Origin of the sequence: Hyalangium minutum (assembly GCF_000737315.1) — a bacterium.
In the GTDB taxonomy this organism is placed as follows: Bacteria; Myxococcota; Myxococcia; order Myxococcales; family Myxococcaceae; genus Hyalangium; species Hyalangium minutum.
The window spans coordinates 61,628-85,963 of record NZ_JMCB01000012.1; the positions used below are offsets into that span (position 1 = coordinate 61,628).

The 24,336-nt window shown below is 66.8% G+C and carries 22 protein-coding genes; 13 read left to right on the top strand and 9 right to left on the bottom strand.

What is annotated here, in order from left to right; all coding sequences use genetic code 11:
* Positions 1-3: 3 nt before the first annotated feature.
* From DB31_RS27910 to glgA, 3 genes are read right to left on the bottom strand one after another with little or no spacing between them, the layout of a single operon-like run.
* Positions 4-483 (bottom strand): hypothetical protein, encoded by a 480-nt coding sequence (locus DB31_RS27910; RefSeq protein WP_240486926.1) that lies wholly within the window; start codon positions 481-483, stop codon positions 4-6.
* Positions 480-1,397 carry a serine/threonine protein kinase gene (locus DB31_RS27915; RefSeq protein ID WP_044193068.1) on the bottom strand — a complete coding sequence of 306 codons (918 nt, stop codon included), beginning with the start codon at positions 1,395-1,397 and terminating at the stop codon, positions 480-482. The genes DB31_RS27910 and DB31_RS27915 overlap by 4 nt, the downstream gene beginning before the upstream one ends.
* Positions 1,398-1,430: 33 nt before the next feature.
* Entirely contained in the window at positions 1,431-2,858 is a 1,428-nt protein-coding gene (gene glgA / locus DB31_RS27920; RefSeq protein WP_044193069.1) for a glycogen synthase GlgA, read from the bottom strand.
* Positions 2,859-2,955: 97 nt separating this feature from the next.
* On the opposite strand from glgA, the gene pdxH reads away from it, so the two are divergent.
* A complete protein-coding gene (gene pdxH / locus DB31_RS27925; protein WP_052420309.1) occupies positions 2,956-3,540 on the top strand; it encodes a pyridoxamine 5'-phosphate oxidase in 585 nt (194 codons plus the stop codon).
* A 22-nt stretch (positions 3,541-3,562) separates the two neighbouring features.
* On the opposite strand, the gene DB31_RS27930 is transcribed toward pdxH, so the two are convergent.
* Positions 3,563-4,273 carry an SDR family oxidoreductase gene (locus DB31_RS27930; RefSeq protein ID WP_044193339.1) on the bottom strand — a complete coding sequence of 237 codons (711 nt, stop codon included), beginning with the start codon at positions 4,271-4,273 and terminating at the stop codon, positions 3,563-3,565.
* Positions 4,274-4,375: 102 nt separating this feature from the next.
* On the opposite strand from DB31_RS27930, the gene hemG reads away from it, so the two are divergent.
* The 8 genes from hemG to DB31_RS27970 all read left to right on the top strand — a co-directional run bounded on the left by hemG (position 4,376) and on the right by DB31_RS27970 (position 11,707).
* Positions 4,376-5,752 (top strand): protoporphyrinogen oxidase, encoded by a 1,377-nt coding sequence (gene hemG / locus DB31_RS27935; protein WP_044193071.1) that lies wholly within the window; start codon positions 4,376-4,378, stop codon positions 5,750-5,752.
* 18 nt (positions 5,753-5,770) lie between these two features.
* On the top strand, positions 5,771-6,706 hold the full coding sequence (locus DB31_RS27940; protein ID WP_044193072.1) for a hypothetical protein: 936 nt from the start codon (positions 5,771-5,773) through the stop codon (positions 6,704-6,706).
* Between the two features lie 83 nt (positions 6,707-6,789).
* Positions 6,790-7,827, top strand: coding sequence for an ABC transporter substrate-binding protein (locus DB31_RS27945; protein ID WP_052420310.1), 1,038 nt, complete (start codon positions 6,790-6,792; stop codon positions 7,825-7,827).
* A 29-nt stretch (positions 7,828-7,856) separates the two neighbouring features.
* A complete protein-coding gene (locus DB31_RS27950; RefSeq protein ID WP_044193074.1) occupies positions 7,857-8,561 on the top strand; it encodes an SDR family oxidoreductase in 705 nt (234 codons plus the stop codon).
* 7 nt (positions 8,562-8,568) lie between these two features.
* Positions 8,569-9,078: a 6-pyruvoyl trahydropterin synthase family protein gene (locus DB31_RS27955; protein ID WP_044193076.1), complete on the top strand. Its 510-nt coding sequence runs from the start codon at positions 8,569-8,571 to the stop codon at positions 9,076-9,078.
* Positions 9,079-9,309: 231 nt separating this feature from the next.
* Positions 9,310-9,882: a sugar transferase gene (locus DB31_RS27960; protein WP_052420311.1), complete on the top strand. Its 573-nt coding sequence runs from the start codon at positions 9,310-9,312 to the stop codon at positions 9,880-9,882.
* Positions 9,879-10,934, top strand: coding sequence for a sensor histidine kinase (locus DB31_RS27965; protein WP_044193077.1), 1,056 nt, complete (start codon positions 9,879-9,881; stop codon positions 10,932-10,934). The genes DB31_RS27960 and DB31_RS27965 overlap by 4 nt, the downstream gene beginning before the upstream one ends.
* Positions 10,931-11,707, top strand: a complete 777-nt coding sequence (locus tag DB31_RS27970) for a LytR/AlgR family response regulator transcription factor (protein WP_075306244.1) — start codon at positions 10,931-10,933, stop codon at positions 11,705-11,707. Before DB31_RS27965 ends, DB31_RS27970 begins: the two co-directional genes overlap by 4 nt.
* A gap of 11 nt (positions 11,708-11,718) precedes the next feature.
* On the opposite strand, the gene DB31_RS47005 is transcribed toward DB31_RS27970, so the two are convergent.
* Together DB31_RS47005 and DB31_RS27975 are read right to left on the bottom strand one after the other, a co-directional pair.
* Positions 11,719-15,165, bottom strand: a complete 3,447-nt coding sequence (locus DB31_RS47005; RefSeq protein ID WP_075306246.1) for a protein kinase domain-containing protein — start codon at positions 15,163-15,165, stop codon at positions 11,719-11,721.
* A gap of 70 nt (positions 15,166-15,235) precedes the next feature.
* A complete protein-coding gene (locus tag DB31_RS27975; RefSeq protein ID WP_044193078.1) occupies positions 15,236-16,720 on the bottom strand; it encodes a glutamate-cysteine ligase family protein in 1,485 nt (494 codons plus the stop codon).
* Positions 16,721-16,846: 126 nt separating this feature from the next.
* Here DB31_RS27975 and DB31_RS27980 point away from each other — a divergent pair, with 126 nt between their 5' ends.
* The 3 genes from DB31_RS27980 to DB31_RS27990 all read left to right on the top strand — a co-directional run bounded on the left by DB31_RS27980 (position 16,847) and on the right by DB31_RS27990 (position 19,326).
* Complete coding sequence (locus DB31_RS27980; RefSeq protein ID WP_044193079.1) at positions 16,847-17,227, top strand: DUF1499 domain-containing protein; 381 nt, start codon at positions 16,847-16,849, stop codon at positions 17,225-17,227.
* Positions 17,228-17,304: 77 nt separating this feature from the next.
* Positions 17,305-18,408: a dual-specificity RNA methyltransferase RlmN gene (rlmN, locus tag DB31_RS27985; protein WP_044193347.1), complete on the top strand. Its 1,104-nt coding sequence runs from the start codon at positions 17,305-17,307 to the stop codon at positions 18,406-18,408.
* A gap of 54 nt (positions 18,409-18,462) precedes the next feature.
* On the top strand, positions 18,463-19,326 hold the full coding sequence (locus tag DB31_RS27990; RefSeq protein ID WP_044193080.1) for an aldo/keto reductase: 864 nt from the start codon (positions 18,463-18,465) through the stop codon (positions 19,324-19,326).
* 997 nt (positions 19,327-20,323) lie between these two features.
* Here DB31_RS27990 and DB31_RS28000 read toward each other — a convergent pair.
* Positions 20,324-21,058, bottom strand: a complete 735-nt coding sequence (locus tag DB31_RS28000; protein WP_052420312.1) for a hypothetical protein — start codon at positions 21,056-21,058, stop codon at positions 20,324-20,326.
* A 251-nt stretch (positions 21,059-21,309) separates the two neighbouring features.
* Here DB31_RS28000 and DB31_RS28005 point away from each other — a divergent pair, with 251 nt between their 5' ends.
* Positions 21,310-21,753: a hypothetical protein gene (locus DB31_RS28005; RefSeq protein ID WP_240486927.1), complete on the top strand. Its 444-nt coding sequence runs from the start codon at positions 21,310-21,312 to the stop codon at positions 21,751-21,753.
* 15 nt (positions 21,754-21,768) lie between these two features.
* Here DB31_RS28005 and DB31_RS28010 read toward each other — a convergent pair whose 3' ends face one another.
* Both DB31_RS28010 and DB31_RS28015 read right to left on the bottom strand, forming a co-directional pair.
* Positions 21,769-23,382, bottom strand: coding sequence for an adenylate/guanylate cyclase domain-containing protein (locus DB31_RS28010; protein WP_044193083.1), 1,614 nt, complete (start codon positions 23,380-23,382; stop codon positions 21,769-21,771).
* A gap of 41 nt (positions 23,383-23,423) precedes the next feature.
* Entirely contained in the window at positions 23,424-24,284 is an 861-nt protein-coding gene (locus DB31_RS28015) for a metallophosphoesterase family protein (protein ID WP_044193084.1), read from the bottom strand.
* Between the last annotated feature and the right edge of the window lie 52 nt (positions 24,285-24,336).

Genomic DNA, 24,336 nt, shown 5'->3' on the forward strand with positions numbered 1-24,336 from the left:
GTCTCACTCCAGCATCGGCTCGGGAGGTGGCAGCCAGGGCAGCTCCATCGTGCGCTCCACAAGGAACGTTGCCCGGCGCTCCGTCCGGGGCCCATAGCGCAGCAACACCCCACCGCTCAGCCGCACCTGATGGTGCAGATGGGACACGCCCCCCGCAGTCCCTTGGCTCACCAGCGGGAAGGACACCTCCAGCGCCCGTGGCACTCCATCCTCGCCCAGCCCCACCTCCACCTGCTGCAGCCCCACGGCCAGCCTCCGCCCGTCCACCGCCAGCTCGAAGTCCACGCCGGTGATCAACGCCAGGTCCGAGGTGGGATTGCGCACCTCGAGCTTCAGCGTGAGCAACCCCGAGCCATCCGGCGCAAAGCGCACATCCAGCGCCTCCACCCGCACCGCTGTCTCATAGGCGTGGGGCTGCCAGGGCACCCCACGGCACCCGGCCACCAGCACCAAGCCCAGGGCCACCCCAAGGGCGCGCATCATCCTCCCAACAGGGGCCGCAGCGCCTCCACCGTGAGCGGCCACCCGGCGCGCTGCGCCAGGGTCTCGAGCGCCTTGATGAACTCCGCCGCCGTCTGGAACCGCTTCGCCCGGTCCGCGAAGAGCGCCTTGCGCACCAGCTGCACCGAGTAGTCCGGCAGCCCCAGGTTGAGCGAAGACAGCAGCGGCACCCGCGCGTCCCTCACCTTGAGCGCCAGCTCCGCCTCACCCGTCTCGCCATACAGCCGCCGGTTGGCGAACAGCTCCCAGAGGATGATGCCCACCGCGTACAGGTCCGTGCGCGTGTCCACCGGCTGCCCCAGCACCTGCTCCGGGCTCATGTACGCCATGGTGCCGCGCATCGCGCCCGCCTCGCCCTGCATCATCCCCTCTACCTCGGCCACGCCGAAGTCCGTGAGCTTCACATCCCCCTGCACGCTCAGCAGGATGTTGTTGGGGTTCACGTCCCGGTGGATGATGTTCGCCCCGTTCTCCCCCACCTTCGCGCGGTGCAGGTAGTCCAGCGCCTTGAGCACGCACCAGGCGATGTAGCAGGAGGCCTCGGGCGGCATGGACGTACCCACCTGCCGCAGCAGCCCCTGCATGAACCCCAGGGTCCGGCCGCTCACCAGCTCCTGCACCATCAGGTAGTCCTGGCCCGCCTTGAACAGGCGGAAGGTGCGGACGATGTTCGGGTGGCGCAGGCGCACCGTGAGCTTCGCCTCATCCACGAAGGACTTCACGTACGCCGCATCCGCCCGGAACGAGGGATGCAGCCGCTTGAGCACCACCTCCTCGGGCTCTCCCGGGGAGCGCTGCGTCGTGGCCTTGGCGCGCGCTTGGTACACCTCGGCCATTCCGCCCACGGCGAGACGGCCGACGACTTCGTACCCTCCTAACTCCTGCGCTTCCGCCACGATGTGGAGCCTAACGTGCCTGCTCTCGCCCGACTATTCCTTGAGCAGGGATGTGAAGAGACTTTCATACCGCCGTGCCGAGGACGTCCAGGAGAAATCCCGCTGCATGCCCCGGCGCCGGAACCCTTCCAGCCGGGATGGATCCGCGTAGAGCGCCTGCGCCCGCCGCATGGCCGCCAGCATCGCCGCCGGATGGAAGGCCTCGAAGAGGATGCCGTTGCCCTCCAGCCCTCCCTCCACCGTGTCCACCAGCCCTCCCGTGGCCCGGACGATGGGCACCGTTCCATACTTCAGAGAATACATCTGATTCAGCCCACACGGCTCGTACCGGCTGGGCATCAGGAAGAAGTCCGCCCCCGCCTCCACCAGGTGTGAGAACCCCTTGTGGAACCCGATGTAGACGCCCACCTGCTTTGGGAAGCGCGCCTGGAGCGCCCGCAGGCCCTCCTCGTACTGCCCCTCGCCGCTGCCAATCGCCACGAAGCGGATGTCCGACTGGAGCGCCACCGGCATCACCTCCAGCAGCAAGTCGATGCCCTTCTGGTACGCCAACCGGCTGACGATGCCGAACACCGGCGCATCCGTCTCCTCCAGCCCCGACTCCTTCAGCAGGGTCCGCTTGCAGGCCGCTTTCCCCGTCATCTCCTCCGGGGTGTAGCGCGCCGGGATCAGGGTGTCCTGGGCCGGATCCCACTCGTGCGTGTCGATGCCGTTGAGGATGCCCACCAGCCGCCCATGCTGCCGGCGCAGCAACCCTTCCAGGTTGCAGCCCGCCTCCGGCGTCTGGATCTCCTTGGCATAGGTGGGCGACACGGTGGTGATGGCGTCCGCGAACGTCAGGCCCGCCTTGAGGAAGTTCACCGTGTCGTAGAACTCGATACCGTCGTGGGCGTTGAACAAGTCCCACGGCAGCCCCAGCTCGCCCATGATGTCCTTCCTGAACTGCCCCTGGTAGGCCAGGTTGTGGATGGTCATCACCGTGCGGGCGCGCGACAGCGGAGAGGCCTGGAAGCCGCGCTTGAGCGCTACCGGCACCAGCCCCGTCTGCCAGTCGTTGACGTGGACGATGTCCGGAATGAAGCGCAGCCGCTGGGCCGCCTGGAGCGCACCCACGCTCAGGTAGGCGTAGCGCCGGTAGTTATCGCCAAACTCCCCGAGCGCATCCCCGTAGATGCCTTTTCGGCCGAAGAAGCGTTCATTCTCCAGGAAGAGCACCTCGAGGCGCTCGGACAGCCGCACCGAGAGGATGGGCCCTGTCTCCTCGCCAAAGGGGAAGCGCACGTGGAGCGAGTGCCCCGTGGGCGTCAGCCGGGGGTCCTTCACGTCCGCGTAGCGCGGGGTGACGACCTTGACGTCATGGCCCAGCTCGGCGAGCGCCGCCGGGAGCGCTCCGGCCACGTCCCCGAGGCCTCCCGTCTTGGAGAACGGGGTGACCTCCGAGGCGATGAACAGAATCTTCATTCCCCAACCATGCCGTGTGGAGCCTGTGAGTCAACCTTCTTCCGAAGCGGTGCCAGGACGGTCTTCCCTCGACGGGGGGGATGTTAGGGTGCCCCTCATGGAACTGCCCATGGATCCCATCGAGCACTTCGCCATCCTCTTCGAGCAGGCGAAGAAGGCCATCCCCGTGGACCCCAACGCGATGATCGTCTCCACGGTGGGGGACGACGGCCACCCGTCCTCGCGGGTGGTGCTGCTCAAGGACTTCGACGCGCGCGGCTTCGTCTTCTACACCAACTTCGAGAGCCGCAAGGGGCGCGAGCTGCTGGCCCACCCGAACGCGGCGCTCCTCTTCTATTGGGCCCCGCTGGAGCGGCAGGTGCGCATCGAGGGCCGTGTGGAGCCCGTCTCCTCCGAGGAGGCGGACGCGTACTTCCAGAGCCGGGCGCGAGGCAGCCAGATCGGCGCCTGGGCGAGCCTCCAGAGCCAGCCGCTGCCGTCTCGCCACCTGCTGGAGGCCCGGGTGGAGGCGCTCACCCGTCAGTACGAGGGCAAGACGGTGCCCCGCCCTTCCCACTGGTCGGGCTTTCGGGTCATCCCCGAGCGCATCGAGTTCTGGCACGCGCGCCCCAGCCGCCTGCACGAGCGCATCGTCTACCAGCGCGACGCGGACGGCTGGAGCACCGAGTTCCTCTACCCATGAGCCACGGGCGCGAGCCCTCCGGCTACCAGGGAAGCTCCTTGCCTTGATAGTCGAAGAAGCGGCCGCTGTTGACGAGGGTGAGCTCGTCGATGACGCGCAGCATCCCCTGGACGGAGTCCTCCACGCGGGTGGGCGCCATCTTGCCGCCCATGTCCGTCTGCACCCAGCCGGGGCTGAGCACGGCGGTGATGAGCCCCTGCTCGCGGAAGTCCACGGCCATGGTGCGCATGCCCGCATTGAGCGCGGCCTTGGACATGCGGTACGCGTACGCGCCTCCGGCGATCCCATAGACGCCCGCAGGCGTGTTGTCCGCCAGCGAGGCCATGTGAGTCGTCAGGTGGACGATCTTCCGGGTGTTTCCCTTGAGCACAAAGGGAATCAGCGCGGAGGATAGGCGGATGGGACCCACGGCGTTGGTCTCCATCACCTGGCTCATGTCTTCGAAGTCCATGTCCACCAGCGGATGCCACTTCCCGCCGATGCCCGCGTTGTTGATCAACACGTCGACGGGCGCCTCGCCCACCCGGGAGGCGAAGGCCTTCACACTGTCGGTGTCGGTGATGTCGAGGGAGTGAATGCGCAGGCGAGCACCGGCTTCGCGCGCCAGGGAGGCCAGCTGCCGGGCCTCCGAGGGAACACGAGCCCCAGCTTCTACGGTGTCGCCACGAGCGAGGAGTTGTCGGACAAATTCAAGGCCAATACCGCGACTGGCCCCTGAGATGGCGTAGCGCATGGGATCCATTAGGCGCTTCGCTCGATGCAGTTTCAACCGATGGGACTCTTGACCCGAGGGACCTACACGAAGCAAAGGAATCCCTGATCCAGGAGTCACGGAATGACTGTTATCGCTGTTATCGGCGGAGGAATCAGCGGACTCACGCTGACACATTGCTTACGTTCTCGCGGCAAGGATGCGCTTCTACTGGAAGCGAGTTCTCGGCTCGGCGGCAACATCGAAACGAGGCAACGTGACGGGTTCCTCATCGAGACAGGACCCAACAGCTTCCTCGATCGGGAGCCCGCGACGCGCGAGCTGGCAGCGGGCGTCGGCGTGGAAGATCGGATCCGATCTGCGGATCCGGCGGCGAAAGCGCGCTACCTCTACACGCGAGGCCGACTGCGCCCGGTGCCATCCTCTCCGCCAGCGTTTCTGAAATCGGACATCCTCCCGCTGGGAGCGCGCCTGAGGGTGATGGCGGAGCTCTTCACGGGCCGGGCTCCCGAGGGCGTGGACGAGTCGCTGGCAGCCTTTGGGCGGCGGCACCTGGGCCCGGCGGCGACGGCAGTGCTGCTGGACGCGGTACAGACGGGCATCTACGCGGGGAACATGGAGACGCTGAGCGTGGACGCCACCTTCCCGCAGCTGACGAAGCTGGAGCGCGAGCACCGCAGCCTCATTCTCGGAGCCATCCGCTCGCAGAAGGCGCAGCGCAAGGCGCTCCCTGCGGGGGCAGCGGGAAGCCCGGAGAAGCTGCGCGGCACGCTGTGCACCTTCGATGGGGGTCTGCAGACGCTGGTGGATGGGCTGGCACGGGAGCTCGGGCCCGCGGCGCACACGAACGCGAAGGTGGAGGGTCTCCAGCCGAGCCACGGTGGCTGGCGAGTCTCCGTGCGAGAGAACGGGGGCCAGGCCGAGCTGCTGGCATCCCAGGTGGTGCTGGCAACGCCAGCCTTCGTGGCGGCGGGGCTGATGCGGCCGCTGGACGAGCCGCTCGCGGCGCTGGTGGAGGGCATTGCCTACGCGCCCATCGCCGTGGTGCACCTGGGATTCGCGCCGGGCAGCACGCCCGCGCCGGATGGCTTCGGCTTCCTGGTGCCGGGGCTGGAGAAGCGGCGGCTGCTGGGAGCCATCCACGCCTCCACGGTGTTCCCCTTCCGCACCGAGGGCGGACGCGTCCTCTACACCTGCATGGTGGGTGGAGCGCGGCAGCCCGACCTGGTGAAGCTGGACGAGGAGGCGCTGGTGGCGCTCGCGCGCGAGGAGCTCAAGGAGCTGGCCGGAGTGACGGCGAGCCCGAGCTTCACGGAGGTGATCCGCTGGACTCGGGGCATTCCTCAGTACAACGTGGGGCACCTGGAGCGGGTGGCCGCCATTGACGCGGCGCTGAAGCGGTGGCCGGGGCTGCACCTGACCGGCAACGCGTACAAGGGCGTGGGCATCAACGACTGCATCCGCAACGCCTTCGCGCTGGGCGACGCGCTGGCGGCCTGACACACGCCTGGGTGGAACATGACGCGCCGCGGACTTCTCGTACTGCTCTGGGTGGGACTGCTGCCGGCGGTGGCGGCCGGCGGCAAGGCCCCGAAGCCGGAGCCGGTGAAGCGCTTCATCAGCGAGGCGGCCCTGAAAAACCTCGAGTGCGTCACCCAGTGGGAGCAGATCTGCGCGGACGATCCCGCGCGCAACCACCTGCTCGAGCTCACCCGCGGCACACTGCGGTACCGGACGTGGCCGGATGGGAACGTGGCGTATGACATCCTCGGCCGGAGCGGGAAGCTGCTTCAGTTGGCGGCGCCGGGCAGCCGTCAGGAGGTGGCCACCCTCAAGCAGGAGAAGGACGAGGCGCTCTACAAAGGACCGAACAACGTCCCCGTGAAGTGCAAGCTGCCGAACTGCGCCATGGTGCCGGAGTGCCTTCCCCCGGAGCCGGCTGTCACGGTGCGGTTCGTCAGCGAGGCCCGCCTCACCCAGCGCATCAAAGAGCTGATGCCGCTGGTGCCGGAGCGGCAGTGTCCCAAGCAGAAGCCCGAGTATCTCGCGCCCAAGGCGGGCGAACGCTGCCTCAACACCCGCAAGCCTTACATTCCCCCGGCCCGGCTGGTTCGGAAACAGGCCCCCGTGCGCATCGACGCGCAGCCCCTGCGGCTCTTCCTGTCGAACGACGAGCGTACGCTGCTGGACAATGAGGCGGAGCCGCTGCTCGAGGCCGTGCGGCTCTTCTATACGTCGCGGCTGGCGCGGAACTCCCGGACGCGAGGCGCGCTGACGGTCCGCCTGCACTTTCCCCCGGGTGACAAGCGGCCCGAAGTCTACGTGCAGAAGGACGAGCCCCGCGACGCGGACCTCACGGCGTGCCTGAGCGCAGCGCTGCGCTCCAAGGAGCTGTTCCCATGGCGGCCGTCCCAGGTGGCCGATCTGGAGCTCTCCTTCCTCTTCTCGCGCTGAGTGACTTGCCGGGTATGCTGCGAACCGGGCAACGTGAAGAGCCCCAACGCATCCTGATTCCGCGGACATTGCCAGGAGGAGACATGAACAAGGCGTGGTGGCTGGGCGTACTGTGCTGTCTGACTGCGGTGTGGGGATGCAGCAAGGACAAGACGGAGCCCGTGTCCGCGGGGCAAACCGCGAGCGGGACTGCGGCCACGAAGCCCGCCCCAGCCAAGGTGAAGCTGGCGCTGGACTGGGTGCCCGAGCCGGAGTTCGGCGGCTTCTACGCCGCGCGCGAGATCGGGGCCTTCGCGCGCCATGAGCTGGAGGTGGAGATCCTCGGCGGTGGCGCCGGGGCTCCGGTGGCGCAGATGGTGGCGACGGGACAGGCGGACTTCGGCACCACGAGCGCGGACTCGGTGCTGACGGCCCGGGCCCGAGGCGTGGACCTGGTGCCTCTGTTCGCCACGTACCAGACGACGCCGCACGCCCTCATGGCCCACGCCTCCAAGGGGTTCACGAGCATGGCGCAGGTGCTCACCAGCGGCAGCACGGTGGCCCTGGAGCCGGGCCTGGCCTACGCGCAGTTCCTGAAGAAGAAGTACGGCTTCGACAAGGTGAAGATCGTTCCCTACGACGGCGGCGTGGCCCGCTTCCTGGCGGACAAGGACTTCGTCCAGCAGTGCTTCCTCACCTCGGAGCCGCTGGCGGCCAAGAAGCAGGGCGGAGACCCTGTGCTCTTCAAGGTGGCGGACGAAGGCTTCAACCCCTACGCCACGGTGGTGGTGACGCGCGGTGAGCTGTTGAAGCAGCAGCCCGAGCGCGTGCGCGCCTTCGTGGACGCGGTGCGCGAGGGGTGGCGCGCCTACCTGGACAACCCCAAGCAGGCCAATGACGTGATGGCGAAGCTGAACACCACCATGGACGCGGAGACCTTCGCCCGGGTCGCCGAGACGCAGAAGCCGCTCATCGAGACCGACGAGACGCGCGCCAAGGGGCTGGGCGCCATGAGCAGGGAGCGCTGGGAGACGCTGGGCCAGCAGCTCGTGGACCTGGGCATCATCGAGAAAACGCCCCCGGTGGATGAGTACCTGCGGCCCGAGTTCCTGGGCGCTCCTGCCCCCGCCCCCGCGAAGTAAGCCCTCAGCGCACCGGAGCAAGCCACGCCATGAAGGAAGCGCTCGTCATCACCGGAGCCAGCAAAGGAATCGGCCTCGCCACGGCGAAGCTGTTCCGCGAGAGGGGGGCCGTCGTGGTGAACCTCTCGCGCTCCCGCTGCGAGCAGGAGGGAGTCCTCAACCTGACGGTGGACCTGACCCTGGCCGGGTTCGAGCGCAGGGTGGAGGCCCCGCTCCTTCAGGCCATCGCGGGCTGTGAGCGGCTGGTGCTCGTCCACAACGCCGCCGTTCTGGAGCAGGACTCTGCGGACGCGGGCTCGCCAGACGTGCTTCGGCGGGCGCTGGAGGTGGAGGTCGTCGCCCCCACGGTCCTCAACCGACTGCTGATCCCGAAGATGCCCCAGGGCTCGTCCGTGGTGTACGTGGGGTCGACGCTGTCGGAGAAGGCCGTCTCCGGCATCTACTCCTACGTGGTGGCCAAGCACGCCAACGTGGGAATGATGCGAGCCACCTGCCAGGACCTGCTTGGGCGCGGCGTGCACACGGTCTGTGTGTGCCCCGGAGTGACCGACACCGAGACGTTGCAGAAGCGGGTAGCGGGAGATGCGAAGACGCTCGAGGTGCTGCGCTCCATCACGGGCGAGGGCCGCCTCATCGAGCCGCAGGAAATCGCCCGGGTGATCGCCTTCGCGGCCGACCACCCGGTGCTCAACGGCACCCTTATCCACGCGAACCTCGGGCAGAAAGAGAACTAGGACGGCCATGACCTCGCGCCATCGGATCTTCGTCAGCAAGGACGTCCTGAAGTTCTCGTCGGCCCACATGACGGTGTTCCCGGATGGCTCCAAGGAGCGCCTCCACGGCCACAACTTCCAGGTGCTGCTGGAGTTCGAACTCCACACGACGAAGCTGGTCTCGCTGCTGGACTTCGGGCTGGTGAAGCAGACGCTGGCCCAGGTGTGCGCGCGGTGGGATCAGCGGCTGCTGCTCGGCACGCGCTGCCCCGCCTTCGAGCTGGTGAAGCAGGACGCCACGGAGGTGGAGTTCAAGCTCTGCGGCAAGCGCTACGTGGTGCCTGCGGACGAAGTGGCGCTGCTGCCCCTGGAGAACGTGGTGGTGGAGACGCTGGCCGAGGAGCTGGCCTTCGTGCTGGTGGAGCAGCTGGGCTCCCTGCTGAAGCGGGACGTGGTGGCCGCCATGATCGTCACGGTGAGCGAGTCCACGAACCAGGGCGGCTCATACCGGTGGGAGTGGGAGCCCCGGCCGTCCTGAGCGGCGCGGAGCCCCTCCGGCAGCGACCGCTCACCCCTCCGGCACGACCGCTCGGCCTGTTCCCGGCCACGTCGGAGCCGGCCGGCATCATTCTCACTCCCACCACGCCGCCCCGGAGTGAGCCATGACCTCGCTGTCGATGCCGCTGCTGATCGTCTCCGCCGTCCTCCTGTTCCCCTTCGTGCTGGTGGGTTCCATCGTCCTGGACCTGACCGAGGCGGAGGTGTCGCCGTGAAGGCCAAGCGCCTGCTGGATCTGGCCCTGCTCTTACCGCTGGTGCCGTTCTTCGGGCTGGCGGTGGGGGTGCTGGCACTGGTGGTGCTCGTCGTGGACGGCCGGCCGGTGTTCTTCACCCAGCCACGCCTGGGCCAGGGGCGGCGCGTGTTCCGCATCCTGAAGCTGCGCACCATGACGTGCGAGGCGGACATGCGCGCCCGGCGCCCTACCCGGCTCGGGAACCTGCTGCGCCACCACGGCCTGGATGAGCTGCCCCAGCTCTTCAATGTCCTCATTGGGGATATGAGCCTGGTGGGGCCGCGCCCGCTGACTCCAGATGACGCGGAGCGTTTGATTGCCGCGCATCCGCCCCTGGCTGCCCGCTTCGAGGTGCCTCCGGGCATCACGGGGTTGGCGCAGGTGTGCCAGGCGCGCGGGGCGGCACTCACGGCGCAGCTGGATGCCGAGTATGCTCAGACGTCGAGCGCCATCGTGGATATCGGCATCCTTCTCCGCACCACCTGGATCAACGTTGTCGGCAAGCGCCGGGGTGCACGGCCGCTGCCGCCGCACCTCGTCCCGCGATGATCTGGATCCCGGAAGGCTCCATCGTCCGCGCGACGCTGCGCGCGCTGATTGCCCCGAAGCGGCTGGTGCCCATCCTGCTGGTGGCGGCGTCACTGGTGTTCGCGCAGGCGAGGTTCAGCCGGGATCCGCTGGCCGTGCCGCTGGGCGTCATGCTGTGCATTCTCTTCGTGGCGGCGGCGCCGGTGTCCTACCGGGTGCTGTTCCCCGAGGGCCTCGACCTGAGCCACGGTGGCGTGCGGCTGGTGCTCTACGGGGCGATGGGCAGCGGCGTGGTGCTCTCGACGGGGTATGTGCTGCCGAAGATGCTGAAGATGGGGCCGACGTTCCTGACGCAGCCGGTCAACCTGGCGGTGTGTGGGGCCCTGTATCTGGTGGGGGGATGGGGCTTGGGGCGGGACATCGACTTCGAGGAGTCGCTGGCGCGAGAGCGAGCCCGGGCGGAGAGGCTCCAGTTGGAGGCGGAGCAGGCGCAGCTCCTGGCGCTGCGGAGCCACCTGGATCCACACTTCCTGTTCAACACGCTGAACGCCATCGCGGAGTGGTGCCGGACGGACGGGGCGGTGGCGGAAGCGGCGGTGCTCAAGCTGTCAGCCATGCTGCGCAGCGTGCTGGCGGGGGTGCGGAGCGCGACGTGGCCGATGGAGAAAGAGCTGGAGCTGCTGCGCACCTTGTTCGACCTGCACCTGCTGCGAGACCCGGAGCTGTTCCAGCTGACGTTCGACGTTTCTCCTGGAGTGAGTGAGGTGCCAGTACCACCGCTGATGTTGTTGCCGCTGGCGGAGAACGCGGTGAAGCACGGCCCAGCGGCGGGGCATCGCGGGCGCATCTCATTGCAGCTGGCACAGCGTGAGAACGAGCTGGTGTTCACCTTGGAGAACCCGGGGGCCTCGAAAGGTCCACGACCGGGCAGCACGGGCCTGCCGACGGTGGAGCGGCGGCTTGCGCTGGCCTACGGTGGGGCGGCGCGGTTCTCGCTAGAGAGCGCCGAGGGCCGCACCCGCGTCACAGTCACCCTGCCCCGCTCGGGCCCTCTGCTGGGAGTCATCACGTGAGCCAGTCCCTGCGTGTCCTGATTGCCGACGACGAGCTGCTGGCGCGCAAGCGCCTGGCGCGGCTGCTGAGCGCAATGCCGGAAGTGAAAGTGTGCGGCGAGGCCGCGGACGGCGAGGCGGTGCTCGCGGCAGCCCGAGCAGGAGGATTGGACGTCATCCTGCTGGACATCCACATGCCGGGGCTGAGTGGACTGGATGCGCTGTCGCTGCTGCCCGAGGACGGGCCGGGCGTCATCCTGTGTACGGCCCACGCCGAGCACGCAGTGGATGCGTTCGAGTACGGAGCGGTGGACTACGTGCTGAAGCCGGTGGAGGCCGCGCGCCTACAGAAGGCGCTGGAGCGGGCTCGGGCGAGGATGAGCCCCAAGGAAGGCGCGCAGGAGCCTACTCGGGGACAGGCCACGGGCTCCAAAGGGCTGGCGCGGCTGCCCATCCCAACGCGGCAGGGAATCGTGCTGGTAGATCCGGAGACGATCTCACACGCGACGCTGGAGGGCGAGCTGGTGACAGTGTTCACCACACAGGGCGAGTTCCTCACCGATTTCACGTTGAACGAGTTGGCCGACAAGCTGCCGGTGGAAGGCTTCCAGCGAGTGCATCGGCGCGCACTGCTGAACCTGGCGCACGTGACGCGGCTGGAGCCCCTTGAGACCGGGGGCTACATCGCGAAAACCGCGAAGGGGCACTCGGTGGAGGTCAGCCGCCAGTCTGCCCGGGAGCTCCGCCGGATGCTGGGACTGCGCAAAGGCACCGACGAAGACTCGGGCGCCTGAAGGCCATCCCGTCACTCAGGCCATTTCTGGGCAGCTTCGTGCACCCATGCGCGGATCTCCTCCGCCCCAAGCGGCAGATCATCTTTCCACAGCCGCACGGTGCCATCTATTCCGGTGGATACGAGATAGCGCCCATCAGGCGAAAAAGCTACGCGAGTGACATCTCCTTCATGGCCCAGCAGGACCCTGGCCTTGCCGCTCTGCAAGTCCCATAAATGTATAGATCCATCTACGTCGCCAGTTGCCAAGCGCTGGCCATCTGGCGAGAGGGCCATGTCGAATATGGGATCGAAGCCCTCCGTGAGGTAACCTAAGTGTTTGCGCGTCTCCACATCCCATCGCATGAGCACGCTAAACGGCCCACCGGTAAACAACTGCTTTCCATCGGCAGAGAACAGCAGTGTGCCTGTAGAAAGCGACTCCAACAGTTCCCCCTCTTTCCCATCGAGTGGTTGCAACCAAGTGCCTTCTGAACCACCCGCTGCAAGAAAGTGACTGTCGGGAGAGAAGGCGCTGGCCGACAATTCCCCCCGATGGCGATGAACCGTGCGTCCTACCCCATTGGTCAGTTCCCACAACCGCAATTCGCCGTCTGCACTTCCCGAGGCGAGATAGTGCCCATCTGGAGAAAAGGAGAGCGTGAAAACGCGTTCTTCATGGCGCCCTAAAACACGGCTCTTGCCAGAAGATACATCCCACAACCAGACTCCACCTGAGGCATCGCCCCCTGCTATCCGAGTACCGCCAGCACTCAGCGCTAGCACGCCGATAGGCTGATCCGAGGAACGGAAGCGCTGTAGCAACTGGCCTGACTCGTTCCACAAGGCAACTGTGCCATCAACTCCAGCTGTGACCAACCGAGAGCCGTCCGAAAGAGCATAAGCCGCTGTCATTCCGCCCTCATGGGCACTCGTCTCCACAATGGAATCACCCCTCACGTTGGAGAGACGCACCTTGTTGCCGTTGTTCCAGGTATCGAGCAAGTGGCTACCACCCTGAGTCCACGCCAGAGTCGTGACAGTCCCAAGCAATCTCTCGTTCAATTCAGAGTTTTTTGTAAATTCTCGCGATTTCGGTGCCGTAGGCATGGAGGTTCTGTCGTGTCGCACAATGATGCGGGGAAATGGATCACTCTCTTTTAAGCGATAAAGACGGACGTTGACACGTTCTGCAACAGCCAGCCACTCTCCATTGGGAGAGAACGCCGCTGAAAAAATGAACTCACTTGTCTTTGACAGGAGGCGGGATGTTCCTGTGGCGAGTTCAAACAACAGCAACCGTGCACTGCCAGTCTGCGCCTCCCCTATTACCAACCACTGACCATCCGGCGAGAATAAAGCGAGTGGAGTTTGCGCAGGATCCCAGTCCCTTGTACTGATGATGTCCCGAGAAGCACCAGTCTCCAGATCATGAAGTTTAATACCTCCGCCATTGCAGTCGCGACTCCCGTATGCGAGCCACCGCCCGTCTGGCGAGAGGGCAATGGAGTGCAACCAATCCTGGCCAGTTTTTAGCGTGTGCTTCCGCCCATCCACATGGTCCCACAGGAAGATCTCCCCCTGACGTATCCCAATAGCCAAGGACCCCACTTGTGATGCAACCCCAACTGCACGGACTCGTTGAACCCCCTCACAGAGTTGCTGGCTCGACCCCTCTTTGAGTTCCCAGAGTTTAGCGACATTGTCCTCTTTCCCAACTGAGACCCCCTGCTCCCCGCCGGGGAGGAGGTGGAACTGACGAATCCCTCCTAAGTGGGACCCCACGAGTCGGCTCACCCCCGACGCTACGTCCCACCATCGGATCTGCCCATCCAACGCTGCCGAAATGAGACCGCGACCATTGGGCAAAAACGCTAGGCCTGTCACGCCCAAGGTATGGCCCGTCAGGTCGCGGGAGGCCCCTGTGTCTATCTCCCTCAGTTTGATGGGGCCATACCTGCTGCTTGTGGCTATGTACTTTCCATCCGGCGAAAAGACGCCGATCCCAGCTTGCGAGTCATGGGTTGCCACCACACGGCTTGTACCTGCTTGGATGTCCCACAACCGGGCTGTTCGGTCATCATTAGTTGTGAGTAGCCAGCGACCATCTGGTGAGAACCGGAGAGCACGAATGGATTGTGTATGACCTTTCAATTGTGTAGCCATTCCCAACGAGACAGCATCCGCAGCCAACGTGCGGACCTGCCCCCACTGAGCAAAAGAGGGCGCCAGCGAGTCCAGCAATTTGAGAACCCGCTCGGGCGAGTGCGCCAATGAGTTACGTGCCTCGATAATGGTGAGTTCGTCTGCGCGCTGGGTGGCTTTACGCTCAGCCTCCTCAGCAGCCACCTGCTTCTCTTCTGCCCGGTCACGCTCGTGACGGACGCGCTGGTAGTCGAACACTGCACCCGCCACGAGAGCCGCCAGCGCTACGACTGCGACTCGAAGCGGTGCTTGATATTGCCGGGCGAAGCGCCGCATCCGCTGCCACACCGAGTACTGGTGTGAGCCCACCAACTGTCCAGACGTGAAGCGCCTGAGGTCTTCGGCGAACTCCCGGGCGCTCGGGTAGCGATGCTCGGGTTCACGCTTCATGGCGCGTGAGACAATGGTGAGCAGTTCCTCGGGAACCTGCGGCTGGAGATGAGCGAGCGGCGTCGGCTCCTCCTTCAGCACTTTCTGGAGCACCTCCTGAACGGATTTGCCCTGATAGGGTGACTGGCCAGAAAGCACCTGATAGAGCATGGCGCCCAAGGCGTAGACATCAGCTCGCTCGTCGACGGCCTTGCCCGCAGCCTGCTCCGGAGGAAGGTAGGCCGGCGTCCCCATCACCGTGCCTTCCTGGGTGTACTCGGATCCAAGCGGCAGAGAGGAACCTGTACTGGACTCTGGATGACTGGGCTCAATCCGATCAAGTTCCTTGCAGAGCCCCCAGTCCACAACGACCGTCTCGCCGAACTCTCCCACCAGCACATTTGCGGGCTTGAGGTCTCTGTGAATGATCCGCTGGCTGTGCGCGTAGGCGATAGCCTCGGCCACCGTTAGCACATGTGGCAAGGCGGCCAAACGTTCAGCCAGTGTGTGCAATGATTCGATGAACCGCGCCAGGGAGCGACCAGCAACGAGCTTCATGGCGTAAAAGGGCTCGCCGCTCGGCCAGCGCCCAGCTTCATAGACAGGGACGATGGCCGGGTGCTGCAGACGGGCCGTAATCCGCGCCTCGCGCACGAAGCGCGTCTCAAGTTCGCCGCCAGACTTGCGCAGTTCCTTCAGCGCAACGATTCGCTCAAGTTGGAGATCCTTCGCTCGAATGATTCGGCCCTGTCCCCCCTCTGCAACGACACCATACAGCAGATAGCGTTCACGATTCGCAACCTGCAGGTCCTGTGCGGTCCCCTCAGCGTTCGAACCGGAGACGGTGAGGGTTGGAGTGTCTTTCCCAGGCGGAGGAGGTGGAGCGGGCGGACTGTTCTCTTCCATAGGCAAAGCGCACGGTACTGCACATATGCCTTTGAAAGCGAAGCGACTAGGCAGGTAGGAGCCCGGCTCCTCAGTCAAGTGGCCATTCGTGCACGGGGGCTCCGGACTCGGCGTGCTGGCGGTAGCGCTCCAGAAGCGCGGCGAGCGCGTCTGCCTTGGGCATCTGTTTCTCCAGCTTCGCGAGCACCTGGCGCTGCCAACTCGCTCCCGTGCGCCGTGCCGCCACGCGGGCCTGGATGATGCCTAGCATCGCGTCGGCCTCCTCGGCGTCCACGCCTCCCTCCACCAGCCCGCGCCGCGCCACCGGTAACAGCCTCGGAACCAACTCGGCGACGGGCACTGGCCGAGGCGAGGGCGCCGACTCCGAAGGCCACAGCAGCGTCGCTTCCATGCCCTGCTTCGCCGCCCGGAGGAAGTTCCCCCGTGCGGAATCGAAAGGCATCGCCGGCAGCATCGCGTCCATCTGGTTCGCCAGCCCCAACGTCAGCCCCAGCAGGAACGCCCCGTTGGCCACCATGTCCACCACCGTGGGGCCCGCAGGCAGCGCGCGGAACTCGATGCGCAGGTGCCCCCCGCACTTCGGGTCGTAGATGGCTCGGTTCCAACTCCACACAGTGCTCTGATGGAGACGCAGCTCATCCAGCCCCGGGAGTTCCCCCCGCGACAGGCACTCCAGTGGGGACTTCGCGCCCACCACCGGCAACAGGGGCGCGTACAGTGCCACCACCTCCGAAAACAGCTCCAGCGCCCCCTCGCGCGCCCAGCCATGGCCGAACGTCACCCGCGCGTGAGAAGAGCCCGGCTCCGTCGGCTCGCCCCGGTCGTCCACGGCCTGCCGGAACAGCGCCACCCGTGTTTCCTCCCACAACCTCCGGCCCAGGAAGAACGGCGAGTTGGTCGATACCGCCAGCACCGGCGCCGTCGCGAGTTGCGCCGCGTTGTACATCCGCGCGAACTCCGCAGGCTCCACTCGCAGGTGGAACTGCAGCGACGTGTTCGCCCCCTCCAGCGTCACGTCGTCCCAGGTAAGCGACAGCGTGTCCTCGCCCGAGATGGCTACCTGGAAGGGAGTTTCCCGCCTCCGCCGGATGGCCGCTGAGAGCGCCCGGTACCGCGGCATGCCCGTCAGCGCTCCACTGCCCAGGTCCGCCTCCCGCAGCGTGGGAAGAATCCCCGTGACGACCACGTGCGCGCCCTGGGTGGCGGCGGCGCGGCGGACCTCGCGCAGGGTGTCCTCGAACTCCTCGCGCAGCGCCGTGAACGGCCGACCCGCCAACGGTGAGGGCCGCAGGTTGGTCTCCAGGTTGAAGCGGTCGATCTCCAGCGTCACGCGGGGGTCCATCGTCTGCCCCAGCACCTGGCGGTTCACCGGCAAGGGGAAGCCCGCCGAATCCACCAAGAACAGCTCCAGCTCCGCCCCCACCGTGCGCGGACCGACCCCAAAGTCCGGGCGGCTCAGCAGCCGCCGCAACGCCTCCACGTTCTCGAGCAGCCGCTGGGAGAAGCGCCGGTAGTCCTCGGGGGCGAATTCCTCGCGTTCAATGGCCAGACCCATACGGAAGACATGGGCATGCCCCCATTCCCCGGCAGGCTGCCCGCCGCAGCCCGCGCATGGCCGCCTGCTCTAGTGGCAAGCAACACTTGACCGGCCGCCTGCCCCCATGCCAGTCCAGCCTCTGCAATGAGCCTGCTGACTGCCCTCACCCGGAACGTCGCCGAGACCTCGCCCAACGCCGAGGACCCTCGCCTGCGCACCCGCCTCTACTCCCTGTCCCGAGAGACGGTGTGGAACAGCGTCCAGCAGGTCGCTGCGCTGCAGCCGGGTTGGACGGTCACCAAGCGGGATCCGGTCGAGGGAACGCTCGAGGCCGAGGCGCGCACCCGACTCCTCAAGCTCGTGGAAGACGTCACCATCCGCGTGCGGCCGGCCAGCGGCCAGCGCGTCTCCGTAGACGTCCTCTCCCGCTCCCGCGTCGGTAAAGGGGACTTTGGCACCAACGCCCGGAGAATCCACCGGTACCTCGAAGCCTTGGACGGCACCCTGGCCCCCTCGAGGACCTGACGCCTCCGTCAGCCCGGCTCCGGGGCGGCCGTCCCCGAGCAATTCCTCCTCCTGCTGTGTTATCGCTCGACGACACCATGCAGCCCGCCTCTTCCCCCCCCTCTCCGGTCAACCTGTATGACCTGCCGCGCACCGCCCTGGGCGAGCTGCTCGCGGGCTGGGGCTACAGCGCCTTCCACCGGGACGCACTTTGGGAGGCGCTCTACCGCCAGCAGGTGGACTCGATCGACGCGCTGGAGGGGCTGCTGCGGCCGGACCTGGTGAAGCGGCTGCGCGAGCACTCCTTCCTCCGCCGTCCCGCCGTGCATCACGAGTCGTTCAGCAGCGACGGCTACACGCACAAGCTGCTCCTGCGCCAGCATGACGGCCAGACGATCGAGACGGTGCTGATGCGGTTCAAGGGCCGCGCTACCGTCTGCGTCAGCACCCAGGCTGGCTGCGCCATGGGCTGCGTCTTCTGCGCCACCGGACAGATGGGGCTGGCGCGCCACCTGAGCCCGGGGGAGATCGTCACCCAGGTGCTCCACGTCACGGGCATCCTGCGCCAGTCGGGCGAGTCCCTGCGCAACATCGTCCTCATGGGCATGGGCGAACCCCTGCACAACTACGACGCCACGATGGAGGCAGTGGACATCCTCGTGGATCAGCTGGGCTTGGCCATTGGCCCGCGCTTCATCACGCTGAGCACGGTGGGCGTGGTGCCCGGCATCCGCCGGCTGGCCGACGAGGACCGCCCGGTGCAGCTCGCCGTCAGCCTGCACGGCGCCACGGATGCGGAGCGCGCCGCGCTGGTGCCGGTGGGCAAGCGCTGGCCGCTCGATGAGCTGATGGAGGCGTGCCGCTACTACAGCGAGAAGCGCAAGCGCCGCATCTTCTTCGAGTGGACCCTCATCGCCGGCAAGAACGACACGGCGGAGCAGGGCCACGCGCTCGGCCGGCTGCTGCAGGGCATGGATGCACACGTGAACGTCATTCCGCTCAACCCCACCGTGGGCTACGGCGGCACGCCCAGCTCGCCCGAGTCCGTGCGCACCTTCCAGGACGTGCTGGCCTCCTACGGATTGCCGAGCACTGTGCGCCAGCGCCGTGGCATCGACATCGACGCGGGTTGTGGCCAGCTCAAGGCTGCGGTGGAGCGCCAGCGCCGTTCACTTCCGGCAACTCCCCGAGAGGCCTCTTGAGTGTGGGAGGGCGGACCCGGTTAAGGTCCGTACCGCTCGCCTCGGAGGACCTCCATGCCTGCAGCCTCGCCTCTCCCCGCCGCCGCCGCCGGTACGTTCCGGCTCGGTGACATGACCGTCAACCGCATGGGCTTCGGCGCCATGCGCATCACTGGCCAGGGCGTCTGGGGCGAGCCCAAGGACGTCGAAGGCTGCAAGCGCCTCCTGCGCCGCGTGGTGGAACTGGGCATCAACCTCATCGACACCGCCGCCTCATACGGGCCGGACGTGTCCGAGCGCCTCATTGGCGAGACGCTCCACCCGTACGCCAACGGCCTCGTCATCGCCACCAAGGGCGGCCTCACCCGCAGCGGCCCGGGCGGCTGGCACGCCCACTGCTCTCCCGAGGAGCTCACGAGAGACCTCGAAGGCAGCCTGCGCAAGCTGCGCGTGGAGCGCATTGACTTGTACCAGCTGCACACAGTGGATCCGAAGGTGCCCTTCGAGGACTCCGTGGGCACGCTCGCGCGCCTGCGCGAGCAGGGGAAGATTCGCCACGTGGGCCTGTCCAACGTCTCCGTGGAGCAACTGCGCAAGGCGCGGAAGATCGTTCCCATCGTCTCGGTGCAGAACCGCTACAACCTCTCGGATCGCTACAGCGAGGACGTGCTCATCGAGTGCGAGAAGGAGGGCATCGGCTTCCTGCCATGGTACCCGCTCGCCGCGAGTTCCCTGGCCACCGAGGCCAGCCCGCTCGCGCAGGCCGCGAAGCGGCACAACGTCACTCCGGGGCAGCTCGCACTCGCGTGGCTGCTGCACCGCTCGCCGGTCATGCTGCCCATCCCCGGCACCTCCTCCATCGCCCACCTGGAGGAGAACACCGCGGCCGCGGCCGTGAAGCTCTCGCCCGACGAGGTCCGCCAGTTGGGCGGCCGGTGAGCGCGGGAGGAACTCTGGCAGGCCACCGCCAGTTCAAGGCTGCGGTGGAGCTACCCCACCGTCCCCCTCCGGCACCTCGCTGAGGTCTACCTCTGGGAGCTTCCTCAAGATCGAGAACGCGGGATCATCCATCAGGTGCCGGAGTCCTTCCGGCACTCCGCCATCTGTTTCGGGCACCGGGGGGCGCACGGCACGAATGGGCACGCTCGCAATCAGCGCTCCATCGAATGAAGAGACCAGGAGCTGAGCGTCAATGCACTCCGGTCCGATTCCAGTGAAGTATTCGCTGAACAAGGTGAAGCGAACGGTCCGCCCATACCAGTCACCCGGGCTGAGAATCAAAAGGTCATCTGGGCCGGGTTTGGCTCCGAATGAGTCCATGATCATCCGGGCGTGCGGCCGCCTTGCACAATCCGCCACGCCCTGGATGTCGGGAGCGAACCGTTTGTTCAGACGGAGGACCTTCTCCTCAGGACTGACAAGAACCCTCCCTGAGAGGGTAAACCCGTCATATTGAACATCCTGGAACTCGACTTTGACGCGTGGCGGGACTTCTGCGGCATCTGCTCCCGGCGTTGCCTCATCCTGGGTCCAGAAGGGAATGCAGCCACACGCTGCAACCAAGACCAACCCCACAGCTCCGAGTCTCCTCTGGCTCATCGGTAAGACGACCTCTCGCCCTTCTCATCCACACAGGCACATTCGGGAATGGGTATCTCTGGGGCATCGTTTCCCGGAACGTTGTGACCTTGCTTATGGTTCCACCCACAAGAGTGCGCAACCTCGTGGATGACGGCCTTCACGACGCATGAATGAGAGGCGGGCTCTTCGCACCAATGGGTCTCTTGCACGGGAAAAAACGAATGGAGCGTCCCGTAGTAGGAGACCACCGTAAACGCGCAGGAGCTGTGCGAGAGACACACCCTTCAGCGCCCAACGCTCATGCATGCACTGATTCTACCTCCACCCATGTGCCGACAGGCCACACCGTTGAGGCTCAGGATAGGCCTCCCCTCACCCTCAGCTCCCGTTCGAACACGGGGAGGTGGCTCGCGGCCTCGCTCACCAGACCGAGGAACGCCCGTGCCGCGTCCGTGAGCGGGATGCCCATCGTCCTCAGCGTACGCCGGTGATCCACCAGCACCACGGTCATCGCCGCCAGCGCAATGCTCCACCACGCCACCTGCCACACCGCGCGCATCGGCGCGCCCCACCCCTGCCGCGCGAAGAACTCGCCGTGGAAGTCCAGGTGGTGCTGCTCGTCCTCGCAGATCTGCTCCAGCCCTCCGCGCAGTCCACCCTCGGGCAGCCGCGAGGCCAGCAGTCCATAGAAGGAGCCGCCCACCACCTCCGCCGCCAGCAGCACCAGCATCTTCAGCCGCAAGCCCAGCAGCCTCCGCCCGAAGACGAAGAGGCGCTCGGTCCAGTTGCGCGCCAGCAACTTGCCGCCCAGGCCTCGCACCATCAGCCCGAGGATGCGTGCATGTCGCCCTTCCTCCGCCACGAAGAGCTTGAGCGCCGCGCGGTAGTCCGCGTCGATGCCGGGCACCTTTGCCCGGTCGATCTCATGCGCGATGCGTCCCTCTCCCGCCTCGCCGAGTTGGAACGTCGCCAGGGACGCCACCAGCGCGGAGCGCCACGCCTCAGGCACCTCCTCCGCTCGCTCCAGCCCCTCGGGCAGGGGCCGCTGCCGGTTCAGCTCGAAGTGTCTCCGCCAGTCGCTCCACCGCATGGTCCTCTCCTTCGCGAGACGCGGGCCGCGTCCCTCACGCGAAAGAGAGATGCCTCATCCCCGAGCACTCAGAGCGAGGACTCGCCCGAGCGGTCGCGCCTTGCCTCCAAGCGGTCGCGCAGCACCTGCGAGCATTCCCCTCGTCAGCGCACTCCTCTGTTCAGTGGCAACGGATGCGGGGGTACTTCCGACACCACACGTCACGATGTTGATCGTGGACACTCGCGCCAAAGCGCCACGAGGCCTCTTGCGTGAACTCGGCACGTGGGCACATTCTTCGAAGTGGCAACACCGAGGGAGGTGGGGCGATGCAGCTGGCCATCCATGAGCACGCGACGGTGGAAGAGGCGAGCACGGACCTGCTCGCGAGCATCCTCACGCCCGCCACCTGGCTCTCCATCGAGGAGCAGGCGGCGGATGCATCCCTGCGTCCGGTACAGAACGCGCTCTACCAGCGCCGGGTCGGCCCGCTGCGCATCTGCGCGTGCGTGGAGGTGTCCACCTCGCTCGAAGTCTTCCTGCGCATTGCCTTCCGCGCGCCGGGGCTCACTCCGGTGAAGGCCGCCGATCACCTGGAGGCCTTCCTGCGCTCGCGCCTGCCGCTGACGCCCAACTCCGAGTGGCAGGTGGAGGTGGACGAGCGCCGGTGGATCCACTTCGTGCGGCGCTACGCCGGCACGCGCCTCCAGGCGTGAGAGGCACGGCCGCGCTCACATGAGCTTGTAGTAGCGCAGGGGCTGGCCCACGTTCTTCACGGGCGTCTCCGTGAGCGGACCGAACTGCAGCCCCTTCACCCAGGCATCCGTGGACTCGGCCAGCGCATGGCGCGCGCCCTCCATCACCAGCGTCTCGCGGAAGCCTCCGAGCGACTGCAGGCGCGCCGTCTGGTTCATCCCCGTGGAGAAGGCCGTGTAGTTCCGGTTGGGCCCGAGCAGGCCGCAGTTGACGTGCGCCAGGTTCACGCCGATGGCCACGCCCAGCCCGGGCAGTTGCACCTTCTTGCACAGCGCCATCACTTCCTCCCGGGCGCTAAGCGACGCGGTGTACTGCTGGATGTCGTGCGCGGCGCGCAGCACGGCCTCGGCGCGCTGCTCGCGGCTCGTCTCGAAGAAGGGCGGGCCAAACAGGCCGATGACGCAGTCGCCCACCATCTTGTCGAACACGCCGCCGTGCTCCCAGATGAAGTCCACCACGCGCGCGCTCCACTCATCCACGAAGCGGGCAATGCTCTTGGGGCTGTCGAAGCCCTGCTCGCAGATGCGGGTGAAGCTGTTGATGTCCGCGAAGAGGATGCCCACCTCCTGATCCTGCGGCCGCAGGTGGTTGGCGTAGGCCGGGTCTCTCAGCAGTTCGTCGATGGTGTTGGTGCGGAAGAACTGCGACAGGTGGATGCGCTCGCGGTTGTAGTCCAGCAGGCGTTGGCTGAGGCCCGAGGCCAGCACCCGGACAATCTCCATGGTGTACGAGGAGAAGCCCTCGTCGCTCCACAGGACGATCTTCCCGAGCAGGTCGCCCGAGGAGGAGCCAGAGATGAGCACCACCTCCGAGGTACGCCCCCGGGCCTGGCCGAAGAGCTGGCGCAGCGAACCATCCACGCCCGTGAGGAGCTCCGGGCCGTGCTTCTGGATGAGGCGCTCCAGGTGCGGGCCGGGGCGCTCGGTGCTCTCGTACTCCAGGTGGCCGTGGCGCCAGGTGCGGTAGTGCAGCATCTGCGGGCGCACCGCGTCCCGGTACAGCAGCAGGAAGCCAGGCAGCCGCACCCGCTGCGACAACGCCAGCACCGCCTGATCCATCCCCACCTCGAAGACAGGGTTGGACAGGTGCTGGTTGCACTGGATGATGAGGTGTTGCTTCTCCGCCGCGGTGTGCACGAGGCACAGCACGGTGTCGAGCAGCTCGGCCACCGTCTCCAGAATCCGGGAGATGCGCGCCGACTCCAACACGCCGGTGTGGTCCCCGGGGAAGAGCATGCCGATGGAGCCCACGCGGGTGCCCACCACGTCCAGTGGCTGGGTGACGAGCGTCCCCTCCTCCAGGCGCCGCACGCCGCTGGCCTCTTGCAACAACCCGCTGGGGTGGCGCTCGCCCCAGGGGCCCTCGTGCCACGTCTGCTCGGCCAGCTCCTCGTTGCGCGTGCTGAGGGCGATGGCGCGAGCGTCCGTCAGCTCCAGGACGCGCGGGAAGCACCGATCGAAGGTCTGCTGCAGACCCTCGCGGTTCTTGAGGCTCTCCTCCACCAGTTCATCGAGGGTGCGATGGAGGTGGCGCAACATCCGGAGCTCCTCCAACGAGGGCTCCGCGGGCAGCGTGTACGACGCTTTCATGAGGCGAGGTTCTACAGCCCTCCGGCCTCCGTGTCACAGGCTCACCCGGACACCTGGGGGACATGCATCTCGCCGCCGGTCACCTTTCCCCCTGAGACCTCAATGACCCAGTACCCCTCCCGACCCGCCAGGGTGGAGGAGCCCGCTCCGAAGATGTGGGGGCGATCGGCGGTCGCGACGTGGTGGTAGCGGTGGTGAACGTGGCCGTGCAGCACCGCGTACCGAGGCCCCGGCAGCAGCTGGCAGAGCGCGTCCGCGTCCCGCAGCCCATGGAGCCACGAGTCCGGGCGGCCATGGTGCGTCAACGGCGCATGGTGGACCACCACGAGCACGGCGCGGTGCGCCAGCCGTGGATCCTTCACGATCGCCTCGAGCCCCTCCAACTGCGTGGGACCAATGAGGCCACTGGAGACGCCGGGGACAGGGGGGACGCGAGCCGAGAGGAGCCCTACGACAGCAGCTTCCTCGCCCACCAGCCGGACGAACGGAAACGCGCCCTCCCGGCGGTGCTCGGGCAGGTCGCTCTCCAGGAGGTGGCCGAAGTAGCGCTCGAAGCGCCCTTTGCGGTGGCTGCCCGGGGTGTAGACGTCGTGGTTGCCTGGGATGATGGTGCACCGGCTCCGGTCCTCCACCAGCGGACCGAGCGCGGCGCGGGCGCGCTCGAACTCGGAGGGCAGCGCGTAGGCGGTGAGGTCTCCCGAGAGGATGAAGTGGTCGGCCTGATGCCCCTGGGCCTCGCGGGCGATGGCGGCGAGCGTCTCCGGGGCCTTGCGATACGCGCGAGCCCGCCCTCCGATCGTCAGCTCAGCCAGGGCCACCCAGCGGCGCCAGCCCAGCTTGAAGAACGACTGTGCGAAGTAGTCAGCGGTGATGTGGACGTCGGAGCAGTGGACGAAGCGCATGGAAGAGGCCCAGGCAGGAACGGCCCGCCCGGGGACAGCATTCTCTCCGAGC